This window comes from Rhizobium etli CFN 42 (assembly GCF_000092045.1).
GTDB classification, from domain to species: Bacteria; Pseudomonadota; Alphaproteobacteria; order Rhizobiales; family Rhizobiaceae; genus Rhizobium; species Rhizobium etli.
The window spans coordinates 543891-563765 of record NC_007761.1; the positions used below are offsets into that span (position 1 = coordinate 543891).

21 protein-coding genes and 1 pseudogene are annotated in these 19875 nt (G+C 62.6%); 10 read left to right on the top strand and 12 right to left on the bottom strand.

Features of this window, described 5'->3' with window-relative positions; genetic code table 11:
* The first annotated feature begins 11 nt into the window (after positions 1–11).
* The 3 genes from RHE_RS02665 (at position 12) to RHE_RS02675 (ending at position 5131) form a co-directional block, all read left to right on the top strand.
* Positions 12–1130: an efflux RND transporter periplasmic adaptor subunit gene (locus RHE_RS02665; RefSeq protein ID WP_011423898.1), complete on the top strand. Its 1119-nt coding sequence runs from the start codon at positions 12–14 to the stop codon at positions 1128–1130.
* On the top strand, positions 1127–4237 hold the full coding sequence (locus RHE_RS02670) for an efflux RND transporter permease subunit (RefSeq protein WP_011423899.1): 3111 nt from the start codon (positions 1127–1129) through the stop codon (positions 4235–4237). The genes RHE_RS02665 and RHE_RS02670 overlap by 4 nt, the downstream gene beginning before the upstream one ends.
* A gap of 72 nt (positions 4238–4309) precedes the next feature.
* Complete coding sequence (locus RHE_RS02675; protein WP_011423900.1) at positions 4310–5131, top strand: oxidoreductase; 822 nt, start codon at positions 4310–4312, stop codon at positions 5129–5131.
* A gap of 140 nt (positions 5132–5271) precedes the next feature.
* Here RHE_RS02675 and RHE_RS02680 read toward each other — a convergent pair whose 3' ends face one another.
* Positions 5272–5553, bottom strand: coding sequence for a hypothetical protein (locus RHE_RS02680; protein ID WP_041678811.1), 282 nt, complete (start codon positions 5551–5553; stop codon positions 5272–5274).
* 360 nt (positions 5554–5913) lie between these two features.
* Between RHE_RS02680 and RHE_RS02685 the strand changes: the two genes are divergently transcribed.
* The gene (locus RHE_RS02685; RefSeq protein WP_011423902.1) at positions 5914–6294 is read left to right on the top strand and encodes a VOC family protein; all 381 of its coding nucleotides are present in this window, start codon (positions 5914–5916) and stop codon (positions 6292–6294) included.
* A 141-nt stretch (positions 6295–6435) separates the two neighbouring features.
* Here RHE_RS02685 and RHE_RS02690 read toward each other — a convergent pair whose 3' ends face one another.
* Positions 6436–8442 (bottom strand): methyl-accepting chemotaxis protein, encoded by a 2007-nt coding sequence (locus tag RHE_RS02690; protein ID WP_042117840.1) that lies wholly within the window; start codon positions 8440–8442, stop codon positions 6436–6438.
* A 423-nt stretch (positions 8443–8865) separates the two neighbouring features.
* Between RHE_RS02690 and RHE_RS02695 the strand changes: the two genes are divergently transcribed.
* On the top strand, positions 8866–9741 hold the full coding sequence (locus tag RHE_RS02695) for a transporter substrate-binding domain-containing protein (protein ID WP_020920318.1): 876 nt from the start codon (positions 8866–8868) through the stop codon (positions 9739–9741).
* Between the two features lie 11 nt (positions 9742–9752).
* On the opposite strand, the gene RHE_RS02700 is transcribed toward RHE_RS02695, so the two are convergent.
* The 5 genes and pseudogenes from RHE_RS02700 to RHE_RS02720 form a co-directional block, all read right to left on the bottom strand.
* Entirely contained in the window at positions 9753–10166 is a 414-nt protein-coding gene (locus RHE_RS02700; protein WP_011423905.1) for a tellurite resistance TerB family protein, read from the bottom strand.
* An 85-nt stretch (positions 10167–10251) separates the two neighbouring features.
* Positions 10252–10513: pseudogene (locus RHE_RS02705) on the bottom strand (thermonuclease family protein); the annotation flags it as partial.
* Between the two features lie 59 nt (positions 10514–10572).
* On the bottom strand, positions 10573–11244 hold the full coding sequence (locus RHE_RS02710) for a S24 family peptidase (protein WP_011423907.1): 672 nt from the start codon (positions 11242–11244) through the stop codon (positions 10573–10575).
* A gap of 123 nt (positions 11245–11367) precedes the next feature.
* Entirely contained in the window at positions 11368–12015 is a 648-nt protein-coding gene (locus RHE_RS02715; protein WP_011423908.1) for a response regulator, read from the bottom strand.
* A gap of 89 nt (positions 12016–12104) precedes the next feature.
* Positions 12105–12503, bottom strand: a complete 399-nt coding sequence (locus RHE_RS02720; protein WP_042119156.1) for a hypothetical protein — start codon at positions 12501–12503, stop codon at positions 12105–12107.
* Positions 12504–12621: 118 nt separating this feature from the next.
* On the opposite strand from RHE_RS02720, the gene RHE_RS02725 reads away from it, so the two are divergent.
* Both RHE_RS02725 and RHE_RS02730 read left to right on the top strand, forming a co-directional pair.
* The gene (locus tag RHE_RS02725) at positions 12622–12975 is read left to right on the top strand and encodes a DUF952 domain-containing protein (RefSeq protein WP_011423910.1); all 354 of its coding nucleotides are present in this window, start codon (positions 12622–12624) and stop codon (positions 12973–12975) included.
* A complete protein-coding gene (locus RHE_RS02730) occupies positions 12972–14060 on the top strand; it encodes a quinone-dependent dihydroorotate dehydrogenase (protein WP_011423911.1) in 1089 nt (362 codons plus the stop codon). The genes RHE_RS02725 and RHE_RS02730 overlap by 4 nt, the downstream gene beginning before the upstream one ends.
* On the opposite strand, the gene RHE_RS02735 is transcribed toward RHE_RS02730, so the two are convergent.
* Genes RHE_RS02735 through RHE_RS02745 form a run of 3 tightly spaced genes read right to left on the bottom strand, consistent with a single transcriptional unit; the run spans position 14036 to position 16173 of the window.
* Positions 14036–15379, bottom strand: coding sequence for an MATE family efflux transporter (locus RHE_RS02735; protein ID WP_011423912.1), 1344 nt, complete (start codon positions 15377–15379; stop codon positions 14036–14038). The two genes, RHE_RS02730 and RHE_RS02735, sit on opposite strands and share 25 nt — an antisense overlap.
* Positions 15380–15386: 7 nt before the next feature.
* Positions 15387–15905 carry a CAP domain-containing protein gene (locus RHE_RS02740; RefSeq protein WP_011423913.1) on the bottom strand — a complete coding sequence of 173 codons (519 nt, stop codon included), beginning with the start codon at positions 15903–15905 and terminating at the stop codon, positions 15387–15389.
* A 1-nt stretch (position 15906) separates the two neighbouring features.
* A complete protein-coding gene (locus tag RHE_RS02745; protein WP_004675818.1) occupies positions 15907–16173 on the bottom strand; it encodes a DUF6460 domain-containing protein in 267 nt (88 codons plus the stop codon).
* 194 nt (positions 16174–16367) lie between these two features.
* Between RHE_RS02745 and RHE_RS02750 the strand changes: the two genes are divergently transcribed.
* From RHE_RS02750 to RHE_RS34845, 3 genes are all read left to right on the top strand, one after another.
* Positions 16368–17300, top strand: coding sequence for a class I SAM-dependent DNA methyltransferase (locus tag RHE_RS02750; protein ID WP_042117845.1), 933 nt, complete (start codon positions 16368–16370; stop codon positions 17298–17300).
* Positions 17301–17508: 208 nt separating this feature from the next.
* Positions 17509–18144, top strand: a complete 636-nt coding sequence (locus RHE_RS02755) for a YitT family protein (protein ID WP_011423915.1) — start codon at positions 17509–17511, stop codon at positions 18142–18144.
* Between the two features lie 131 nt (positions 18145–18275).
* Positions 18276–18410 (top strand): hypothetical protein, encoded by a 135-nt coding sequence (locus RHE_RS34845; protein WP_276328765.1) that lies wholly within the window; start codon positions 18276–18278, stop codon positions 18408–18410.
* A gap of 371 nt (positions 18411–18781) precedes the next feature.
* On the opposite strand, the gene RHE_RS02760 is transcribed toward RHE_RS34845, so the two are convergent.
* Positions 18782–19243 (bottom strand): carboxymuconolactone decarboxylase family protein, encoded by a 462-nt coding sequence (locus tag RHE_RS02760; protein WP_011423916.1) that lies wholly within the window; start codon positions 19241–19243, stop codon positions 18782–18784.
* A 20-nt stretch (positions 19244–19263) separates the two neighbouring features.
* Entirely contained in the window at positions 19264–19764 is a 501-nt protein-coding gene (locus tag RHE_RS02765; protein WP_004672867.1) for an RrF2 family transcriptional regulator, read from the bottom strand.
* Positions 19765–19875 lie beyond the last annotated feature (111 nt).

Genomic DNA, 19875 nt, shown 5'->3' on the forward strand with positions numbered 1-19875 from the left:
GGGTTAATGAGATGAATCGCAAAATATTACTCGGCGCTTTCGCACTTGTGGCTGCTGCCGGCGCCACCGCTTTCGTGCTTTTCGAGGAGCCCTCCAAAGCCAGTGCAAAAGCCGCCGATGCCCGCACGGCACCCCCCTTTGTCAAGCTGGTGGAGGCAAAAAACCCGGAGGCCACCGAACGCACCTTCACGGGCACCATTGCCGCCCGGGTGCAGAGCAATCTCGGTTTTCGTGTCCCCGGCAAGATCATGCAGCGTTATGTGGACGTTGGCGTGCAGGTTAAGGCTGGCCAGCCGCTGATGCGCATCGACGAGACCGATCTGCGTCTCGCCCTGACGGCGAAGCGAAACGCGGTTGCCGCGGCGCAAGCAGTGCTGATCCAGGCGCAAGCCGACGAGCGGCGCTATGCCGCCTTGGTGAAAAACGGATTGGCCGCGACGCCGCAGCGCTATGAACAGGCGAAGGCAGCTCTCGACACCGCGACGGCGCAGCTTGCCGCGGCGGAAGCGGACGCGAAGGTCGCAGAGAACGAGACCGCCTATTCCATCCTCGTTGCCGATACCGATGGGACGGTTGTCGAAACGCTCGGAGAGCCGGGGCAGGTGGTGACGGCAGGACAAACCGTCGTCCGGCTCGCACAGGCCGGTCCGCGTGAAGCGCTGGTCTGGCTTCCGGAATTCCTGCGGCCTGAGATCGGCGAAACAGCCGATGCCAGCATCTACGGAAGCGAAGGCCGGCGGGACAAGGCGCGGCTGCGGCAGATCTCCGACGCGGCCGACCCTCAAACCCGCACCTATGAAGCACGCTGGGTTCTGGATGGCGCGGCAGCGTCGGCCCCGCTGGGCGCGACGGTGACGATCAGGATCTCCAACAGCAGGGGCCAATCACAGGCCGCGGTGCCTGTCGGCGCGGTTTTGGACGACGGCAGCCGAACCGGCGTGTGGGTCTTCGATGAGAAATCTTCGACCGTCCACTTCAGGCAGGTGAAAATTGAACAAATAGGCGAGGAGGTCGCGGTGGTTTCCAGCGTCAAAGCAGGCGAGCCGGTCGTCGCTCTCGGCGCCCATCTGCTGCAGGACGGCGCCAGCGTGCGCACCAAGGTAGAACAGGCAGAGGCGGCAAAACAATGAACTTCAATCTCTCCGCGCTCGCCGTCCGCGAACGGGCCGTTACGCTGTTCTTCATCATTCTGCTGGCCGCCGCCGGCGCCTATGCCTTCGTCAAGCTTGGGCGCGCGGAGGACCCCTCATTCACCATCAAGACCTTGACCGTGACGACCGTGTGGCCGGGTGCCACGGCGCGCGAGATGCAGGATCTGGTCGCCGAGCCGCTGGAGAAGCGCCTCCAGGAACTCAACTGGTACGATCGTGTCGAGACGACAACCCGGCCGGGATACGCCTTTCTGACTGTGACGCTGAAGGACAGTACGCCATCCACGGCGGTCGAAGAGGAGTTCTATCAGGCCCGAAAGAAGCTTGGGGACGAAGCCCGCAATCTGCCCCAGGGCGTCTTCGGTCCTTTCGTCAACGACGAGTATTCCGATGTCAGCTTCGGTCTTTATGCGCTGAAGGCCAAGGGCATGCCGATGCGCGAGCTTGTGCGCCAGGCCGAGGTGATCCGCCAGGATCTTCTGCATGTGCCTGGAGTCAAGAAGATCAACATTCTCGGTGAGCGGCCCGAACAGATCTTTGTCGAATTTTCCTATGCCAAGCTGGCGACGCTCGGCATTTCTGCGCAAGATGTCGCAGCCGCTTTGCAGCGGCGAAATACCGTGACGCCGGCGGGGTCGATCGACACCCGCGGCCCGCAGGTCTTCATTCGCTTCGACGGCGCCTATGACAGCATCCAGGCGATATCAGACACGCCGATCGTCGCGGCCGGACGCACGTTGAAACTCTCCGATTTGGCCGAAGTGCGGCGCGGCTATGAGGATCCGGCCACCTATCTCATCCGCCATGACGGCGAGCCCGCCATCATGCTGGGCGCGGTGATGCAGCAGGGCTGGAACGGTCTGGAACTCGGCAAGGCGCTGGAGGAAAGATCCGCCGCGATCGCCAAGACCCTGCCGCTCGGCATGACGCTCGCCAAGGTCAGCGACCAGGCCGTCAACATCCAGGAAGCCGTCGGCGAATTCATGCTGAAATTCGCCATGGCGCTCGGCGTCGTCTTGTTCGTCAGCCTCGTCAGCCTTGGTTGGCGCGTCGGGATCGTCGTGGCTCTGGCCGTTCCGTTGACCCTTGCCGTCGTCTTCCTCATCATGCTGGAGACCGGCCGGTTCTTCGATCGCATCACCCTTGGTGCGCTGATCCTCGCGCTCGGCCTTCTGGTCGACGACGCGATCATCGCCATCGAGGTGATGGTGGTGAAGATGGAAGAGGGGATGGACCGCATCAAGGCGGCCGCCTATGCTTGGAGCCATACGGCCGCCCCGATGCTATCAGGCACGCTCGTGACGATCATCGGTCTGATGCCGGTCGGCTTTGCCCGGTCGACCGCCGGCGAATATGCCGGCAATATCTTCTGGGTCGTGGGCTTTGCCTTGATCGTGTCGTGGATTGTCGCGGTGATCTTCACGCCATATCTCGGCGTCAAGATGTTGCCGGCGATCAAACCGGTCGAAGGCGGCCATCACGCCATCTACGACACGCCGAATTACCGGCGTCTGCGGGGGATGATCGAATTTACCGTGCGCCACAAGTTCGTCACATGTGCGGTGGTCGCCATCGTCATGGCGGTCTCTGTCGTGGGCATGGGAGCGGTGAAACAGCAGTTCTTCCCGACCTCGGATCGTCCGGAGGTTCTGGTTGAAGTCCGCATGCCTGAAGGGACCAGTATCGAAACCACGGCCGCAACGGTCGGGAAGCTCGAAGACTGGCTGCAGCAGCAGCCGGAGGCGAAGACAGTCACGAGCTATACCGGTCAGGGCGCTCCCCGCTTCTTCTTTGCCATGGCCCCTGAGCTGCCGGACCCGTCCTTCGCCAAGATCGTCGTGCTGACTCCTGACGCCCACACACGCGAGGCTTTGAAGCTTCGCCTGCGCGCGGCCATCTCGGATGGGCTCGCTCCCGAAGCCTATGTCCGCGTCACCCAGCTCGTCTTCGGTCCCTATACGCCGTTTCCGGTCGAATTCCGCATCATGGGTCCTGATGCCGACCAATTGTACCGGATCTCCGAAAAGGCCCTGGAGATCATGAAGAGCGTGCCGGATGTGCGTCAGGCAAACCGCGATTGGGGCAACCGCACTCCGGTGCTGCGCTTCGTTCCCGACCAGGAACGGCTGGGCCTGATCGGGCTTTCGCCGGCGGAGGCCGCCCAGCAGATGCAGTTGCTGCTGAGCGGGATTCCGATTACCGAGGTTCGCGAGAATATCCGCAACGTGCCTGTCGTCGCCCGCAGTGCCGGCGACAACCGGCTTGACCCGTCGCGATTGGCGGACTTCTCGCTGATGAGCCGGGATGGCCGCCAGGTCCCGCTCGATCAGATCGGTCATTCCGAAATCCGGTTCGAGGAGCCAATCCTGAAACGTCGCGACCGCACGCCCGTTGTCACGATCCGTTCCGATATCGACGAGGCGACGCAGCCCCCCGAGGTGTCCCAGCAGGTCATGAAGGCGCTTCAGCCGCTGATCGCCACGCTGCCTGTGGGCTATCGTATCGAGATGGGCGGGAACATCGAGGAGTCGCTCAAGGCCAACGACGCCCTCGTCAAAATCTTCCCGGCGATGATTGCCGCCATGCTGATCGTGATCGTGCTGCAGGTCCGCAGCCTGTCGACCATGACCATGGTCATGCTGACGGGGCCGCTCGGTCTTGCCGGGGCGGTTCCGGTCCTGCTGCTCTTCAATCAGCCCTTCGGCTTCAACGCCATTCTCGGATTGATCGGATTGGCCGGAATCCTGATGCGCAATACCTTGATCCTGACGGAACAGATCAAGGAGAACAAGGCAGCCGGTCTCGACGATTATCACGCCGTCATCGAGGCGACGGTGCAGCGGACGCGTCCCGTCATTCTGACAGCCCTTGCGGCCGTGCTTGCCTTCATTCCTCTCACCCACTCGGTGTTCTGGGGGTCGATGGCCTACACGCTGATCGGTGGAACTGCGGTCGGCACGGTGATGATCCTGCTCTTCCTTCCGGCTCTCTACGCCACATGGTTCCGCATCAAGCCGGCGAAGAACGAAAGTCACGAGAATTCACCAGAGGACGTGGAACTGCAGGCAGCATTGGCTGCCGAGTGATGCCTGTGTTGCCGAGGCAGCCGCTTCTGCTGAAGCCCATAATTGATGACCCGCGCCAATCAAGGAGCATGCATGTCTAAAGATAAGGTTGTAGTGATCACCGGAGCATCTTCCGGAATAGGCGAGGCTTCGGCGCGCCTTCTTGCGCAAAACGGGTTCGAGGTCTTTGGAGGCGTCCGGAACCCGCAGCGCGCCAATGCCATTCCCGGCGTGCGCTATGGGACTGTTGATGTGACCGATGACGCCTCGGTCGCCAATTTTGTTGAATGGGTTTTTTCCGAAGCGGGCAAGATCGACATCCTGATCAACAATGCCGGCGTTTCGCTGGTCGGCCCTGTCGAAAACACCTCGCCTTCCGAAGCTTTGGCCGTATTCGATACCAACGTTTTCGGCCCCTTGCGTATGATCCGCGCTGCTTTGCCCTCCATGCGCGCCGCCCGCAGCGGGCTCATCATCAATATCAGTTCGGTCCTGGGCTTCCTGCCGGCACCGTTCATGGGAATATATGCCAGCAGCAAGCATGCGCTCGAAGGACTATCGGAGTCGCTGGACCATGAGATTCGCGAGTTCAACGTGCGTGTGGTGCTGCTTGAACCGACCTTCACGAACACCAAGCTCGATGTAAACGCGGCGCAAACCGCAGCACCCCTGGGTGCCTACGCAACACAGGCCGATGCGACCATCAAGGCGGTACAGGCCCAGATCAGAACCGCGCCATCGGCGCTTTCAGTCGCAGAAAAGATTCTAGCCGCAATCAACGGTCCATACCGAATGCGCCAACCCGCTGGAGGCCAGGCGACCCTGCTCAGCCGGCTGCGCAGGTTCATGCCGGCAAACGCGGTCGACGGCAGTCTGAGAAGGACATTCGGCTTCGGTAAACGAAACGCCTCCTGAATTTCGCTTAAACTTTCAGACGTCGTCGGCCTCAACAGTATCGTCAGGGTGCCCAGGCGGCCGCCGACGTCATCTATCTCTTGAACCGAAACTGAATTGGGCGTTTGCTCGACCTCAAGCAACGCCATGCCAATGAAGACCTAATCCCCAAAGAACCGGATCGGCTTGTATTGCCGATGCGCAATGATCAGGCTTCGATCCGGCTGGATGATGTAGGTTTCCTCCACCTGCCGGCCATACTGGTCGGTGAAATCATGCGGGAAGCTGGAGCCGGGTGGTGATTTGGTGAGCTTGCTGCGCGGCTGGCCGTTATAGGTGATGCTGCCTGGGATCGGCTCGAGGCCGGGGCCGCCATAGTAGGAAACGCTGTTGCACCCGGCAAGAACAAGGGTGCCGATGAGGCCGAGGAGTGCGGGTTTCATGTCCATCCTTCCGATGCGCCGAAGCGGCGATCTTACTCCTGATTGCATCCTGCTTGCCAGATGAAACGCCATCTTCGCCTTCACGCCTTCGCGAAGCAGCGCCTGGAGTGCCGCGATCGCTTCAGCCCTTCCATTGCCGAAGCCGGCGTCGTCTGCTAGATCGGCATCGTCGAAAAAGGCAGGATCGGTTGAGGTAAGCCCGATCCCTTCCGTCCGAGCGTCAAAGCGCTCTGACGAAGCTCTGCTCCGTGCCCCAGGGCACGAGAACCCGCGACGTGATCCGCATGCAAATGCGGCATCCCGGCGGCGTGCGGAGACGGCAAAAGTCAGTCCCGGGATAATTTTGAACGGAGACTGTCAATGCGCCTGAACCATCTCGATTTTCACGTACCCGATATTGCTGGGACGGCGGATTTCTTCATCCGCCATTTCGGCCTGAAGCTGAAGGATATGCGCAGCAACAACGGCCTGGCGATCCTAGAGGATGATGCCGGCCTCGAAATCGTGTTGAGCCACGCCATCGCCAAGTTCGGCACCGCCGACCAGGTGGAGATAGGCCGCCAGACCTATCATATCGGCTTCATTCTGCCGAAAAGGGCGGATGTCGATACTGTCCATGCCGGACTTGTTGCTGCTGGTGCCGTGCTCTCCGGTCCGCCGGCCGCCATGCGCGGCGGCTGGCTGTTTTATTGCACGGCGCCGGGAAATATCCTCGTCGAGGTAGGTTGGCGGCCGGGTTAAACCGAGGCGAGAGGTGTTTTGCTGCAAAGAGAAGGCTGCGCGAAACGGAGAGCTTGCGTCATGTCCCCTTCGCCCCGCAAGCGGGGAGAAGGTGCCGGCAGGCGGATGAAGGGCAGGCGGACACTGAGAGTATTGTTTGCCTCAAAACTCCGTCCAGTCCGCCTCGTGGCTCTTCGACGGCGTGCTGCCGCCGCCGAAGGCGTTGGCGAGGGTCTGGCCGAGGGCGCGCGCCGGCGAGGCGGTCGGGCGGGCGGTGCCTTCCCGGGCGACGCGGATCGCAGGGGGCTTGGCCACCGGGCGCGCTGGCGCACGCAGGGCGGTCGGCGACCGGGCCGAGGTGATCTGTGCGGCGGCGGCGAAGCTGCCGGTTCCGGTCAGCCGGAACTGGCCGAGCAGATTGTTGAGTGCCGTCGCCTCCGTGGCGAGGCTGTGGCTGGCGGCGGTCGACTGCTCGACCATCGCCGCATTCTGCTGCGTGCCCTGGTCCATGGTGTTGACCGCGGTGTTGATCTCCTGCAGCCCGATCGACTGTTCGCGCGACGCTTCGGCGATCGCGTGGACGTGCTGGTTGATTTCCTGCACCTCGGTGACGATCGCGTCGAGCGCCTTGCCGGTCTCGCCGACCAGCGACACACCGGTCTGCACATGCGTGCCGGAATTGGTGATCAGGTCCTTGATCTCCTTGGCCGCCTTGGCGGAGCGCTGCGCAAGCTCGCGCACTTCCTGCGCCACCACCGCAAAGCCCTTGCCTGCTTCGCCGGCCCGCGCCGCCTCAACGCCGGCGTTGAGCGCCAGCAGATTGGTCTGGAAGGCGATGTCGTCGATGACGCCGATGATGTTGCCGATCGCGGCCGAGGACTGTTCGATCTGCTGCATCGCGGAGACGGCCCTGCGGACGATCTCGCCGGATTTTTCGGCGCCGAGGCGCGTGCGGGTGACGAGCTGGCTCGCCTCCTCGGCGCGTTTGGCGGCGTCGCGCACCGTTGTGGTGATTTCTTCCAGTGCCGCTGCGGTTTCTTCGACCGAGGCCGACTGCTGTTCCGTCCGCCGGGAAAGCTCGTCTGCGGAAGACCGGATCTCGTTGGCGCCGGCGCCGATTGCCCGCGCATTGGCGCCGACCGCCTGCAGGGTCTCGTTGAGCTTTTCGACCGAATGGTTGAAATCCTGGCGCAGCGCGTCGAGATGGGCGACGAAGGGCTCGTTGATATGCGAGGCGAGATCGCCGGCGGCAAGGCGGCGCAGGCCGTCGCCGAGGGCTGCGACCGCGCGGTCGAGTTCGGACGCTTCGCGCGCCTTCTGCGCCTCGCGTTCGCGGCGCTCGCCGTCGCTGACGCTGCGGTCGGCCTCGGCGCGCGCCTCGATCTGGCGACGCTCGATGGCGTTGTCGCGGAAGATCGAAACCGCCTTTGCCATCTGGCCGATCTCATCGCCGCGGTCGAGGCCGACGATCTCGCTGTCGGTGTCGCCCTCGGCAAGGCGCGCCATGCGCAGCCGCAGTTGCGCCATCGGGCCTGAAATGCCCCACTGTGCGACGGCGATGCTGATGCCGACCGCGGCGAGAACGGCAATGCCGATCAGGATGAGACAGAAGGTGATCCGGCCATCGACGGAAGCCGAAAGCGCGTCTCCGCCGTCATTGAGCAGCGCCATCATCGCATCGTTGTTGGCGATCATCTTCGGCGTCAGCGCGTCGAGCTTGGCATTGATCAGCGCGACATTCGCGAGCGCGCCGGCGCTGTCCTTGGCCTTGCTCTGCTCGATGATCTTGTTGGCCAAAGCTTCGATATCATCGATACCGGCCTGGATTTCGTCGATTGCCGCCTTGCGGCTCGGAACCAGTGTGAGGGCCTGCTTCATCCGGTCACGGGCCTGCGGCAGCTTGCTGGGTGTGGCAAGCGCCGTCTGGAAAGCCGGCGTATCGGGTTTCATGTCGGCCAGCAGGGTGACCTGCAGCACCGAGGCCACCACCGATGCGCTGGCGCGCGCGCTCAGCATTGAGGCCTGCGCCTCATGGTCGATAAAGGCGCTATAGGCGGTGTCCGCCCGGCGGAATTCGGAGATGACATAGACCAGCCCCGCCATCGTGATCAGCCCGAGCAGCGACACGACCGATATGATTTTGGTGCGGATTTTCAGATGCTTCAACATGGGAAATGTCACCCGATCTGGCCGGGCGCGCCGCGCGTCCGGTGTTTGGAAACTGGATTTGTAAAGAGCGCTGCTGATTGTCGCGGCGCCGGAAAGGGAGTTGACGCATGCATCATGCAATCGACTGGTGGGGTCGGTATCGTCGCGACAAATAGAGGCGATATTCTTTAATTCCGCGCTAACGCGCAGGCGCAGTCCCGCCCTTAATTTTGAGGGGAGCAGGAGGTTTGCGCCATCTGGAGCGTGTCCTTCGAGGCTCCGGCCTTTAGCCCAGCGCCTCAGGATAAGGGGCGTGGGAGGATGCCGCGGCCAATGAGAGGCCTTGGAGTATGCCGCAGCCGATGCTAGCCCACGTCCATAGATATTCCCCGCCGGGCATGACTCTGTTACATCTCGTCGACCCCAACCCGAAACTGGATCACCATGATTGAATCCCAGCAGGCATCCCCGACTATCAGGGCTTTTCTAGCGGTCGGCCTGTTTCTGGCAGCGGTGTTTTCGAGCTTTGCGGCATTCGCCCAGCAAGCTGCGCCCTCGCTGCCGTTGCTCTTCGATGCCCGCGAGCGTCTCGCCAGGCCGGATCTCTCCTCGCTGGTCCGCCTGCGCTTTCTGACGTCGGTCGATTTCCCGCCTTTTAATTTCACCGATCAGAACGGCAAGCTTTCCGGTTTCAACGTCGATCTCGCCCGCGAAATCTGCGGCGAGCTGGAGATTTCGGACAAGTGCCAGATCCAGGCGATGCCTTTCACCGACCTTAAGGATGCGCTCGCCGCCTCGCAGGGCGATGCCGTCATCGCCGGCCTTGCGGTAACCCCGGAGTTGCGCCGCCAATTCCTGTTCTCGAGGCCATATCTGATGCTGCCGGCGCGCTTCGTGCGCAATCTCGCCGCCCCGCTCGATGGAAAGACCGCTGCTGCGCTCTCGAACCATCCGGTCGGCGTCGTCAAAGGCACGGTGCATGAGGCGATGCTGGCCGCCTTTTTCCCGGCGTTGAAAGCACAGGCTTTCGACACGAAGGACGCCCTGCTTGCAGCGCTGAAGGAGCGCAAGGTCGATGCCGCCTTCGCCGATGCGCTGCAGCTTTCCTTCTGGGTCTCTTCGCTCGCCTCCGACAAATGCTGCGCGCTCTTCGACGGCCCCTACCTCTCCGAACAATTCCTCGGCGAGGGCATGACGATCATGCTGCGGCAGAAGGACAGCGTGCTGACTTCGGCCATCGACCATGCGCTTGCCGCGCTGTCGCGCAACGGCCGTCTTCAGGAAATCTATCTGCGGTATTTTCCCTACGGGCTCTATTGATCCCGTGGGATTCAGCCCTTGCGGAAGCGGGCAATCGCGCTGCGTTCGATCGCCGCGCAGGTGAGCTTGTCGAGGCCGAGGCGGTCGCGCAGCAGGCTGAGCAGCCGCAATTCCTCCGCCTTGACCGAGAGATCGGCGGAGGCCACCTCGACGGCAAGCGCGTAGGCCGTATCGTAGAGTTTTGCAGGCAGGGTATCGCGGACGGTTTCGAGAACGACGTCGAGGCCCTCGGGCCCGGCCAGCAGCGCCGCGCAGTCGCGCGCGATCGGAATGAGCTTATCGTCATCAAAATCCCGGAAAACCGGCAGGAAGCCGATCAGCTGGCCGATCCTTTCCATCTCCCTGTCGTTCATGGTGCTGTCGACGGCGGAGGCCATCACCATCACGTAGATCAGCGCATCATGGGCGGAAAGCGGCTTGTTCATCTCTGATTCCTTGTTGATCAGCCCAGATTAGGAACTGGCGGCGGCCATTACAAGAGATCGGCAGCATCTCGCGCCGGCGGGCGGCCTTGCGGCGCGGATCGCCGCCGTGATGCCTTTCTGCGCCTGTTTCGCCCTCTCGGCGACGGATGAAAGCGGCAACCCGCCTTTGCTTCCGCCCAGCCGTTTTCGGCGAGCCACGTACCGAGATCCTGCGTGCCGAGTCGGCATGCGGCGATCGCCGTTCCCTTCCATTCGACCGCGTCGGAATCGCAGGTGAGGCTGCGGTTGCGCAAGAGCTGGAGCAGCGCCGTCTTCGCCGTCATGCCGCAGGGCCATTGCCGGTCTGCCACTACCGCCATCCCTATGATACCTGTAAAGACGGCGGCAGGACGCATGGAATATCTTCCTACTGGCTGGCCCAGATGATGCGGGCGATCCAATCGACATCGGCAAGATCAAGCGTACGGTTGGGATGTTCGGGATTGAGCGACATCAGCTCGATCGACCGCGGGCTCTGGCGCAAGAGCACCTTCGCCATCACCTCGCCCGTGCATGTGCGCACGACGACGCGGTCGTTGCGGCGCACCTGCGCCCCGGGTTCGACAATCAGCACATCGCCGTCGCGATAAAGCGGCATCATGCTCTCGCCCTGCACCTCCAGCGCATAGACGCCGGATCTCTGCGACGGCTTGGGCGGAAACTCCACCACATCCCAGCCATGACCGGCCGGAAAGCCGCCATCGTCGAAGAAGCCGCCGGCCCCGGCCTGGGCGAAGCCGAGTAGCGGAATGGCGCCGCCTGGCGACGGCCCGGCGCGCTCTCCGATCCGCTCTCCGGAGGAACTGGAGGCCGGTTGCATGAAGGCGAGAAACTGCTCCATGCTCGCCCCTGTCGCATCGAGCACCTTGGCGATCGATTCCGTCGACGGCCAGCGCAGCCGTCCATCGGCGGAAAGCCGTTTCGACTTGTTGAAAGAGGTGGGGTCGAGTCCGGCGCGGCGAGCAAGACCGGATGGCGTCAGCTCGTGCCGTTCGGCAAGCCTGTCGATCGCCTCCCAGATTTGCTTGTGTGACAGCATATGCGCCCGATTTCGTGCAGCCTGTCCGAGGCCGCGCTTCAGCCGGCCGGAGTGTAACCGACCGCGCGGCGCGGGTAAAGGTAAAGGAGGAATAAAATCCTGCTATCGGGGTTTCTGCTGCCCTCAGGCGACCATCGCCATGTTGATCTTGCCGAGCTGGATGACGGCCTGCGTGCGGCTGTCGACATCGAGTTTCAAGAGGATTGCCGAAACATGCGCCTTGATCGTCGCCTCGGAGACGCCGAGTTCATAAGCGATCTGCTTGTTCAACAGCCCTTCGGCCAGCATGGTCAGCACCCGGCTCTGCTGCGGCGTCAGCGTATGCAGGCGGTGGATCAGATCGGCGACATCAGGATCCTGCTCCTGGCCGTCGCGATAGCTTTCCGGCGTGGCGATATCGCCGGCAAGCACGGTCTGGATGCTGCGGCGGATGTCTTCGATGCCGGAGGATTTGGAAATAAAGCCGGAAGCGCCGAGTTCCAAGGCCCGGCGGATCGTCGTTGCGTCGTCGGTCGCCGAGACGATGATAATCGGCAGGCTGGCGAATTCGGCGCGCAATGCCATCAGGCCGGAAAAGCCGCTGACGCCGGGCATGGCGAGGTCGAGCAGCATCAGGTCGGCGTCGGGATGGGCGCCGGCTGCGGTCCGCGCGGCGACAAAATCGCCGGCTTCGACGATCGATTGGCAGCCTTCCATGCCGATGACGGCCTGGCGCAACGCATCGCGGAACAGCGGATGGTCGTCGGCAATGATGATGGTCTGTTCCTGCATCGAAAACTCCCTCCCAAGAGCCCGATCATGCTGCATGCGACGCCGTCCCCACTGCGATCCATGCATATCTGCTGATAGATTATATCAGATCAGGTCTTCTGCGGAAGGGGATTGGCCTTTTCCTCGGCCTGGAACTCCTTCACCATCCCCATGAAACTCTTCATCATCTTCTCCATGATGCTGATCGAGCGCTCGACTTCGGCATCGCTCGGCAGTGCTCGCTCGACGAGGCCGCGCTGTTCCAGCTTCGTCACCCGCTGCGAAAGCCGGTCGAGTTCGTCGTCATAGGCCGCCCGCTCGTCGGCGGCCATGCGGCAAACGAGAGCGCCGTCCTTGTCCTGGCAGATCGACATGGCGCCGGTCTGGCGGTCGAGCCGGACAAAATGATCGCCGCTTTTTTCCAGCTGAAAGCGGCCCGCATCGGCCTCGGCCGCGACGGCTGCCAGCGGCAGGAGAACAGCGCCAAGTGTGAGAACCAAAATCTTCATCATCTCATCCTCCGGATTTTGCCTGGGCGGGTCCTGTTTTTGAGCGCCGGGGCGTGGACATTGCCGCCTCTTTCCGGCAAAGCGCTGGTGATCGAGGACCAGCAATCGCGAGGCCATGATGACCCTGACACCGACCCTTTACAAGATCGTGACGGAAACGCTCTGGCAGCAAGCCAGACAAAGCGGTGTTTTTCATGGCGCCGGCATCGATCTCAAGGACGGCTTCATCCATTTTTCGACGGCCGACCAGGTCAAGCAGACCGCCGCCCTGCATTTTGCCGGCCAGTCCGGCCTCATGCTGGTTGCCGTTGATGGCAGCGGCCTCGGTGACAAGCTGATCTTCGAACCCTCCCGCGGCGGCGATCTGTTTCCGCATCTCTACGCCGATCTGCCGCTTGCGGCCGTGCTCTGGGAGGTGCGGCTGCCGCTCGACGAGACCGGCGCCCACATTTTTCCGGAGCTGCAGCCATGATCGATCCCTTCCAGCGTCTCGCCCGCAGGGGCCTCTTCCTGTTCGATCCGGAAACGGCGCACGGCATGTCGATCGCGGCGCTGAAATCCGGGCTGGTGCCCGCCTGTCAGATCGCTCCGGATCCGCGCCTTCGCCAGACCATCGCCGGCCTTACCTTCGAAAATCCGCTCGGCATGGCCGCCGGCTACGACAAAAATGCCGAGGTGCCGGAGGCGCTCTTGAAGCTCGGCTTCGGCTTTACCGAAATCGGCACGGTGACGCCAAAGCCGCAATCCGGCAATCCGCGCCCGCGCATCTTCCGTCTGGTCGAGGATGAAGCGGTCATCAACCGCCTCGGTTTCAACAATGAAGGCCATGAGGCCGCCTTCAGGCGGCTCGCTGAATTGACGGGCACCGGCATCTTCGGCGTCAATATTGGCGCCAACAAGGACAGCGAAGACCGCATCGCCGATTACGTCGCCGGCATCCGCCGCTTCCATTCCGTCGCCCGTTATTTCACCGCCAACATCTCCTCGCCGAATACGCCGGGCCTGCGCGACCTGCAGGCGCGCGAAAGCCTTGCGGCGCTGCTGTCGGCCGTGCTTGCGGTGCGCGACGAGATGGCGGAGAAATCCGGCCGGAAGATCCCGGTCTTTCTGAAGATCGCCCCTGACCTGACCGAGGAAGGCATGGACGATATCGCCGCGGAAGCGCTCGCGCATCCGCTGGATGGGTTGATCGTCTCCAACACCACGCTGTCGCGCGACGGTCTCAAGGACCAGCGACAGGCGAAGGAGGCGGGCGGTCTCTCCGGCGTGCCGCTGTTTGAAAAGTCGACGGCGGTGCTTGCCAGGATGCGCAAGCGCGTCGGCCCTGATCTGCCGATCATCGGCGTCGGTGGCGTCTCCTCGGCCGAAACGGCGCTGGAGAAGATCAGGGCTGGCGCCGATCTCGTCCAGCTCTATTCCTGCATGGTTTATGAAGGTCCTGGCCTGCCCGGCACTATCGTTCGCGGTCTTTCGGCGCTGCTCGACCGCGAAAAGGCCGGCTCGATCCGCGCGTTGCGCGACAGCAGGCTGGATTATTGGGCGGCGCGGAAGGTCTGATCGGCCCGCGGCCTGACCAGCATGGCCAGGAAGAAGCCGCGGAACAGCAGAAAGGCGTTCATCCCAAGCCACAGGCCGTGATTGCCGAAGAGCGGCACGAAGACGGCGAGCATGGCGAGGTAGCCGGCAAAAGACATCAGCATCCGGTTGCGCATGTCGACCGACCACGTCGCGCCGATGAAGACGCCGTCCATCAGGAAGGCAAGGGCGCCGGTGAGCCCCGTCACCGCCGCCCAGGGCAGATAGGTCGCTGCCGCCTGCCGCACCTCGGGCGAGGTGGTCAGCACCGAGATCAGCCATGGACCGGCGAGCCAGAAGAAGGCGGAGACGATCGCCGCCAGCCCGAAGGACCAGAGGATCGTCAGCTTCAGCCCGCGGTCGAAGGCCGGCCGGTAGTGCGCGCCGACGGCCCGGCCGGTGATCTGCTCGGCGGCGTTCGCAAGCCCGTCGAGATAATAGCCTGACAGCAGGAAGAAATTCATCAGCACGGCATTGGCGGCAAGCGTCACCGCGCCGAAGCCGGTGCCGATCCGCGTCATGATCGCGAAGGCGCCGATCAACACGAAGGTGCGGATCAGGATATCGCGGTTGAGGGCGAAAAGCTCCGCCAGGCGATGCCGGGAAAAGATCTCCGACCACGCCGGCCGCTCCGCCTTGGCAAAGCCGCTGAGCACGACAAAAAGCCCGGCGAGCGCGCCAGCCATCTCACCGGCCATGGTTGCCCAGGCGACACCAGCCACGCCCCAGCCGAGCGACAGGCCGAGATAGATGGACAGCAGGATATTGATGCCGTTGATCAGCGCCTGCAGCAGCAGTCCGACGCTGCCCTGTCCGCGCCCGAGCACGAAGCCGAGAATGGCGTAATTGGCGAGTGCGGCCGGCGCTGCCAGCATGCGGATCGAGAAATAGGTGGCGGTCGCCTCGGCGATCGCGCCTTCCGCGCCCATCAGCCGCAGACCCGCCGCCTTGAGCAACGGCGAAAGACAGAGCAGTGCCAGCCCGCAGCCGAGCGCCGAGATCAGTGCCCTGGCGAATACCGCCTGCTGTTCCTGCTGGTCCCGCCGGCCATAGGCCTGCGCCGTCAGCCCGGTCGTCGATGCCCGCAGGAAATTGAAGCTGCCGAGGATCAGATCGAAGAGCATTGCACCGATCGCGAGCCCCGCCAGCGCTTCCGGGTCACCCATATGACCGACGACGGCGGTGCTCGTCAGCCCGAGCAGCGGCGTCGTCAGGAATCCGAGCGTCATCGGAATGGCGATCGACAGCACCAGCCGATGCGTCACGTCGAAAGCGAAGGCGTCGTTGCTGCGCGTATCCATACCAGCCTCATATCGAGGCGGAATCGCCTCGGCTGGAAAGCACCATGGCCCAATAGGGCAGGTCCCTGGAAGATGAATTGTGAGCGACGGCGACGCCGAGGCCGTCATAGCGCCCCAGCATGTTTTCCAGATGATGCGGCGAGTTGATCCAGGCCTTCACCACTTCATCGACGCTCCGCTGCCCGGAGGCGATGTTTTCTGCCGCCGGCAGCCGCACGCCGCTCGCCTTGACGCGGGCGCCGAAACTATCGGTTATCCCCATGAGATGCGCCATCTTGCCGGCGCTTGCCATACGTTTCGCCTGGAAGAGGGCGGCGGTGCTTGCCGCCGGATCGGCGGACAGCGGCGGCAGGCCGTTCTTGGCCCGCAGCTGATTGACGAGCGGCAATACGCTCGCCGTCTCGTCCTCGCCATTCGAAGGGGTGCCGGCAAGGCGCGGCGTGGTGGTGCAGCCGGCGATGCCGGCGGCGAACGCCAGTCCGGAAAGACGCAGCAGGCCGCGGCGGGAAAGATCGATGGAGGTCATGTTACCGGTGATAGCTGAAAAGGCGAAGGATGAGGAAGAGCGGAATGACGATCGTCGCCCCGAGGAGGAGATAGTCGCCGACGCGCCCGAGCGCTGAAAAACCGCGGTGCCAGATTTCCAGGATGAAGTCGCGGAACCCATAGATGATGTTCCACGGCGTCAGGCCGAAGACGGTCATGACGAAGCCGACGATCAGCGACACGACGATGAGTTTTATCAACGTGCGGCCGAGCGAATCGCCGAGAAACCTGTTCACCTGATCGGACATGCGCCATCTCCTGTTTGCCCTTGGAATAAGGTCGCGGCGCGCCGCCCGCAAGCCCTTTCCGGGATTGGCCGCTTTGCCTGTGAAATAGGACTTGAGTTTTTTTGTGGCCGCCGCCAGATGCGGGCAGACGCATGTCGTGCAAACTGTGCAGCGGTTTGGGGTAACGACATGCGTAAGCGCCAACAGGTCTATTCATGCAGCCCCACCAGCTTTCCTCCGGCGATGTCATCGCCGACCGCCGCGCCGATTATGCCCGAATGCTCGAAGAGGGCGGCGAGCCGGAGGCGGCCGCCGAGCTGATGGAGCAGGCGCTCGAACTCGCACCGGCCTGGGCTGCCGGCTGGTATCGCCTCGCCACCTATCGCGAAAAGGCGGGCAGGGCGGAAGCCGCTATCGAAGCCTATCGCAACACGCTTGCCCTCGATCCCGAAGATATTTTCGGTTCGGCCCTCAAGCTCGCCCTTCTCGGCGACGGCGCCACACCCGACCGGCCGCCGAGCCGCTATGTCGAGCGCCTGTTCGACGATTATGCCGACCGTTTCGAAACCTCGCTCGTCGAAAAACTCGATTACACCGTGCCGCAGAAACTCGCAGCCCTCGTTTCTGCCACAGGGAGGCATTACGCATGCGCCGTCGATCTCGGCTGCGGCACCGGCCTGCTCGGCCCCGAAATCCACGGCCGCGTCGGTCGCCTGGAAGGTTTCGATCTCTCGCAGAACATGCTGGCCAAGGCGGCCGAGAAAGAGGTCTATGATCACCTCGCCCAGGCCGACCTGTCTCTCGCCCCCGATCTTTCCGGCCTCTTTGCCGATGGGCCACGCGGCCGCGCCGACCTGGTGACGGCAGCCGACGTGCTGATGTATCTCGGCAATCTCGAAAGCGTCTTTGCCCTTATCGAAGAGCTCGCCGCATCAGGCGCCGATCTCGCCTTTTCCGTCGAGGATGCGGGGGAGGGCGAGGCCTTTCACCTCGCGCCGTCGCTGCGTTATGCCCATTCGGAACCCTATGTCAGGATGCTGCTTGCCCGTCACGGCTTCGAAATCCTCGAGATCGTCAAGAAAGTCATTCGCAAAGATGGCGGCAAACCGGTTGCCGGCATTCTATTCCTTACGCGCAAGCCGGCTTGAGCGAATGTTTCTTGCGATTTTTAAATAGGACAGCATTACTTACCTATTTCGCTTGATCGGCACCCGGAAAGCTTGATATTGCAGGGATATCCGAGAGAGTGGGGCGATAAGACGCCGGGCGCTCCGGCTCATTTCACATTCAAAAATCCACCGCGTCCGGATGTCTCCGGACGTGCTCGCGAACACGTCTGCAATGGAGACTGGCGACATGACACAGCTCATCAATGCCCTTGGCGTCTGGAATACGAGCGCGACGCGTCACTCTCCCATCGAAGACGTGCAGGGCATATTTTCCGGCAGTCTCGTCGCAGCACTCGGCCTTTACGTGCTTGCCAGCGCCGGCCTTCTCACCGGCAGCACGGCCGGCGTCGCCTTCCTTCTGCATTACGCTTTCGACGTCAATTTCGGCTTTGCCTTCTTCCTGCTCAACCTGCCGTTCTTCTATCTCTCGTGGAAGCGTCTCGGCATGGCCTTCACCATGAAGACCTTCATCGCCATCGGCCTGACCTCGGTGATGTCAGATCTGCAGTCGCGTCTCTTTTCCATTTCGAGCATCCATCCCGCCTGGGCGGCCCTTCTCGGCGGCCTGCTGCTCGGCTTCGGCGCGCTGGCCCTCTATCGCCATCGCGCCAGCCTCGGCGGCGTCGGCATTCTCGGCGTCTACCTGCAGGAGCGTTTCGGCATCCGCGCCGGCCTCGTCCAGCTCGCCATCGACATGTGCGTGCTGGCCGCCGCCTTTTTCGTCACCACGCCGCCCGTCGTCTTCTATTCGGTCCTCGGCGCCATCGTCCTCAACCTCTTTGTCGCCATCAACCACCGCGCCGACCGCTACATCGCCCTCTGACATTACAAATCCGTAACCCATTCTGAACAAAACGTAACTTGCCTGTGACCGGTCCCGGCGCGACATTTCTACCCGCGCCGGATTTGATGAGGTGAGTTATGTCAGATTTGGAAAAACTTGTGAGACGCCGCATGCAGGAAGAATACGCCAAGGGCGCTTCCGCAGAGGAAATTACGAAAGTCGTCCGCGATCTGCTCAACAGCATCGACCTCTCAGGCGATGGGTCTGACGCCGTTGCCGCACGGGCCACGACTGGTCGCGAGTAACGGATAAACAACCGACCCGAGATTTCGGGTCGGTTGCTGGGATGCCATCATAAGGGCGCCCGTAGGCAGATGATTGAGTTGAGAAGCCCACGTAAGAATCGCAGCCGCGCCCCGATTCCTCGCTGTTCTTGCTCCAGAAATCACCCCACACTCCGTCATCCTCGGACTTGACCCGAGGATCCACGCCGCCCCACCAGCGGGGCCATGGATCCCAGGCTCAAGGCCTGGGATGACGGAAATTGGGGGCTGTTTTGCGAAACTCGCCGTCGATGCAGCGAATGAGACGTTGCACTTCCTGGTTCAAGGCGGTGCTGTGTGGCCCCCACGTTTGCCCGGGTTGAGGTATCGGTCTCAACCCCGTGGTACTGGCCTCAAGCCGCCTTTGTCACCACATCGATCGGATGCTGCGAGCGGAAGCCGACCGCCAGCCGGTTCCAGATATTGATCGCACCGATCGCAACGGTGATCTTCGTCATTTCCTCCTCGGAGAAATGCGCCTTCAGCGTCTCGTAGTCGGCATCCGGGGCGCCCGTCTTGGCGATGTTGGTGACGGCGTCGACCCAGCCGAGCAGGGCGCGTTCGCGGGCATCATAGACCGGCGATTCCCGCCAGACGCACATCAGGTTGATCCATTGTTCGCCAAGGCCGTCGTGGCGGGCCTCCTTCACATGCATGTCGACGCAATAAGCGCAGCCGTTGATCTGCGAGGCGCGCAGTTTGATCAGGTGGATGAAGCGGCGTTCCAGGCCGGAGGTCTGGACATATTGTTCTAGTGCGGCGACGGCCTTGTAGGCATCGGGGGCGGCTTTAGCGAAGTTGAAACGCGGTTGCATGTCTTTCTCCTTGTTGTGGCTCAGCGAGCCGTTTTGCGTTCGTGGATTTCGAGGAAGGCGCATCCTCGGGCTGCGATCGATCCGTCGTCGAGGGCATTCAATTCGATGCCGAGATCGGCAATGCTGGTCTTGGCGAGTTCGGCCCGGTAGACCCGTTCGGCCCGCAGCATCGCCGCGCTGATATTGCAGGGCTTGGCGAAGAAGCGATCGGAGACCGGGTTCGGCCCGCGCTGGCGGATTTCGGCGCAGCGGAAAGCCGGTGCCGGCCCCTCGACGGCGAGCAGGATGTCGAGCAGCGAAATCTCTTCCGCCGCCTTCGCCAGCTTATATCCGCCCCGCGGGCCCGGCACGGTATCGAGGATGCCGGCGCCCGACAGCGCCTGCAGATGTTTCAACAGATAGCTCGTCGACACGCCGTGGAACTCTGCCAGGGCCGCGGCCGAGAGCACGCCGCCTTCGGAGAGGCCGGAAAGCATTGCAACGCTATGAATGGCCTGCTCGACGCCGTCGCTCATCTTCATCGAGGCGATCTCCTTATCGTGGATAAAATATATCCATGATTATGCCAGCTGTCAACTGTTGTCCTCACTGCTTGTCGCTTGCCTTTATTGTGACGGCGGATAGAACCGGAA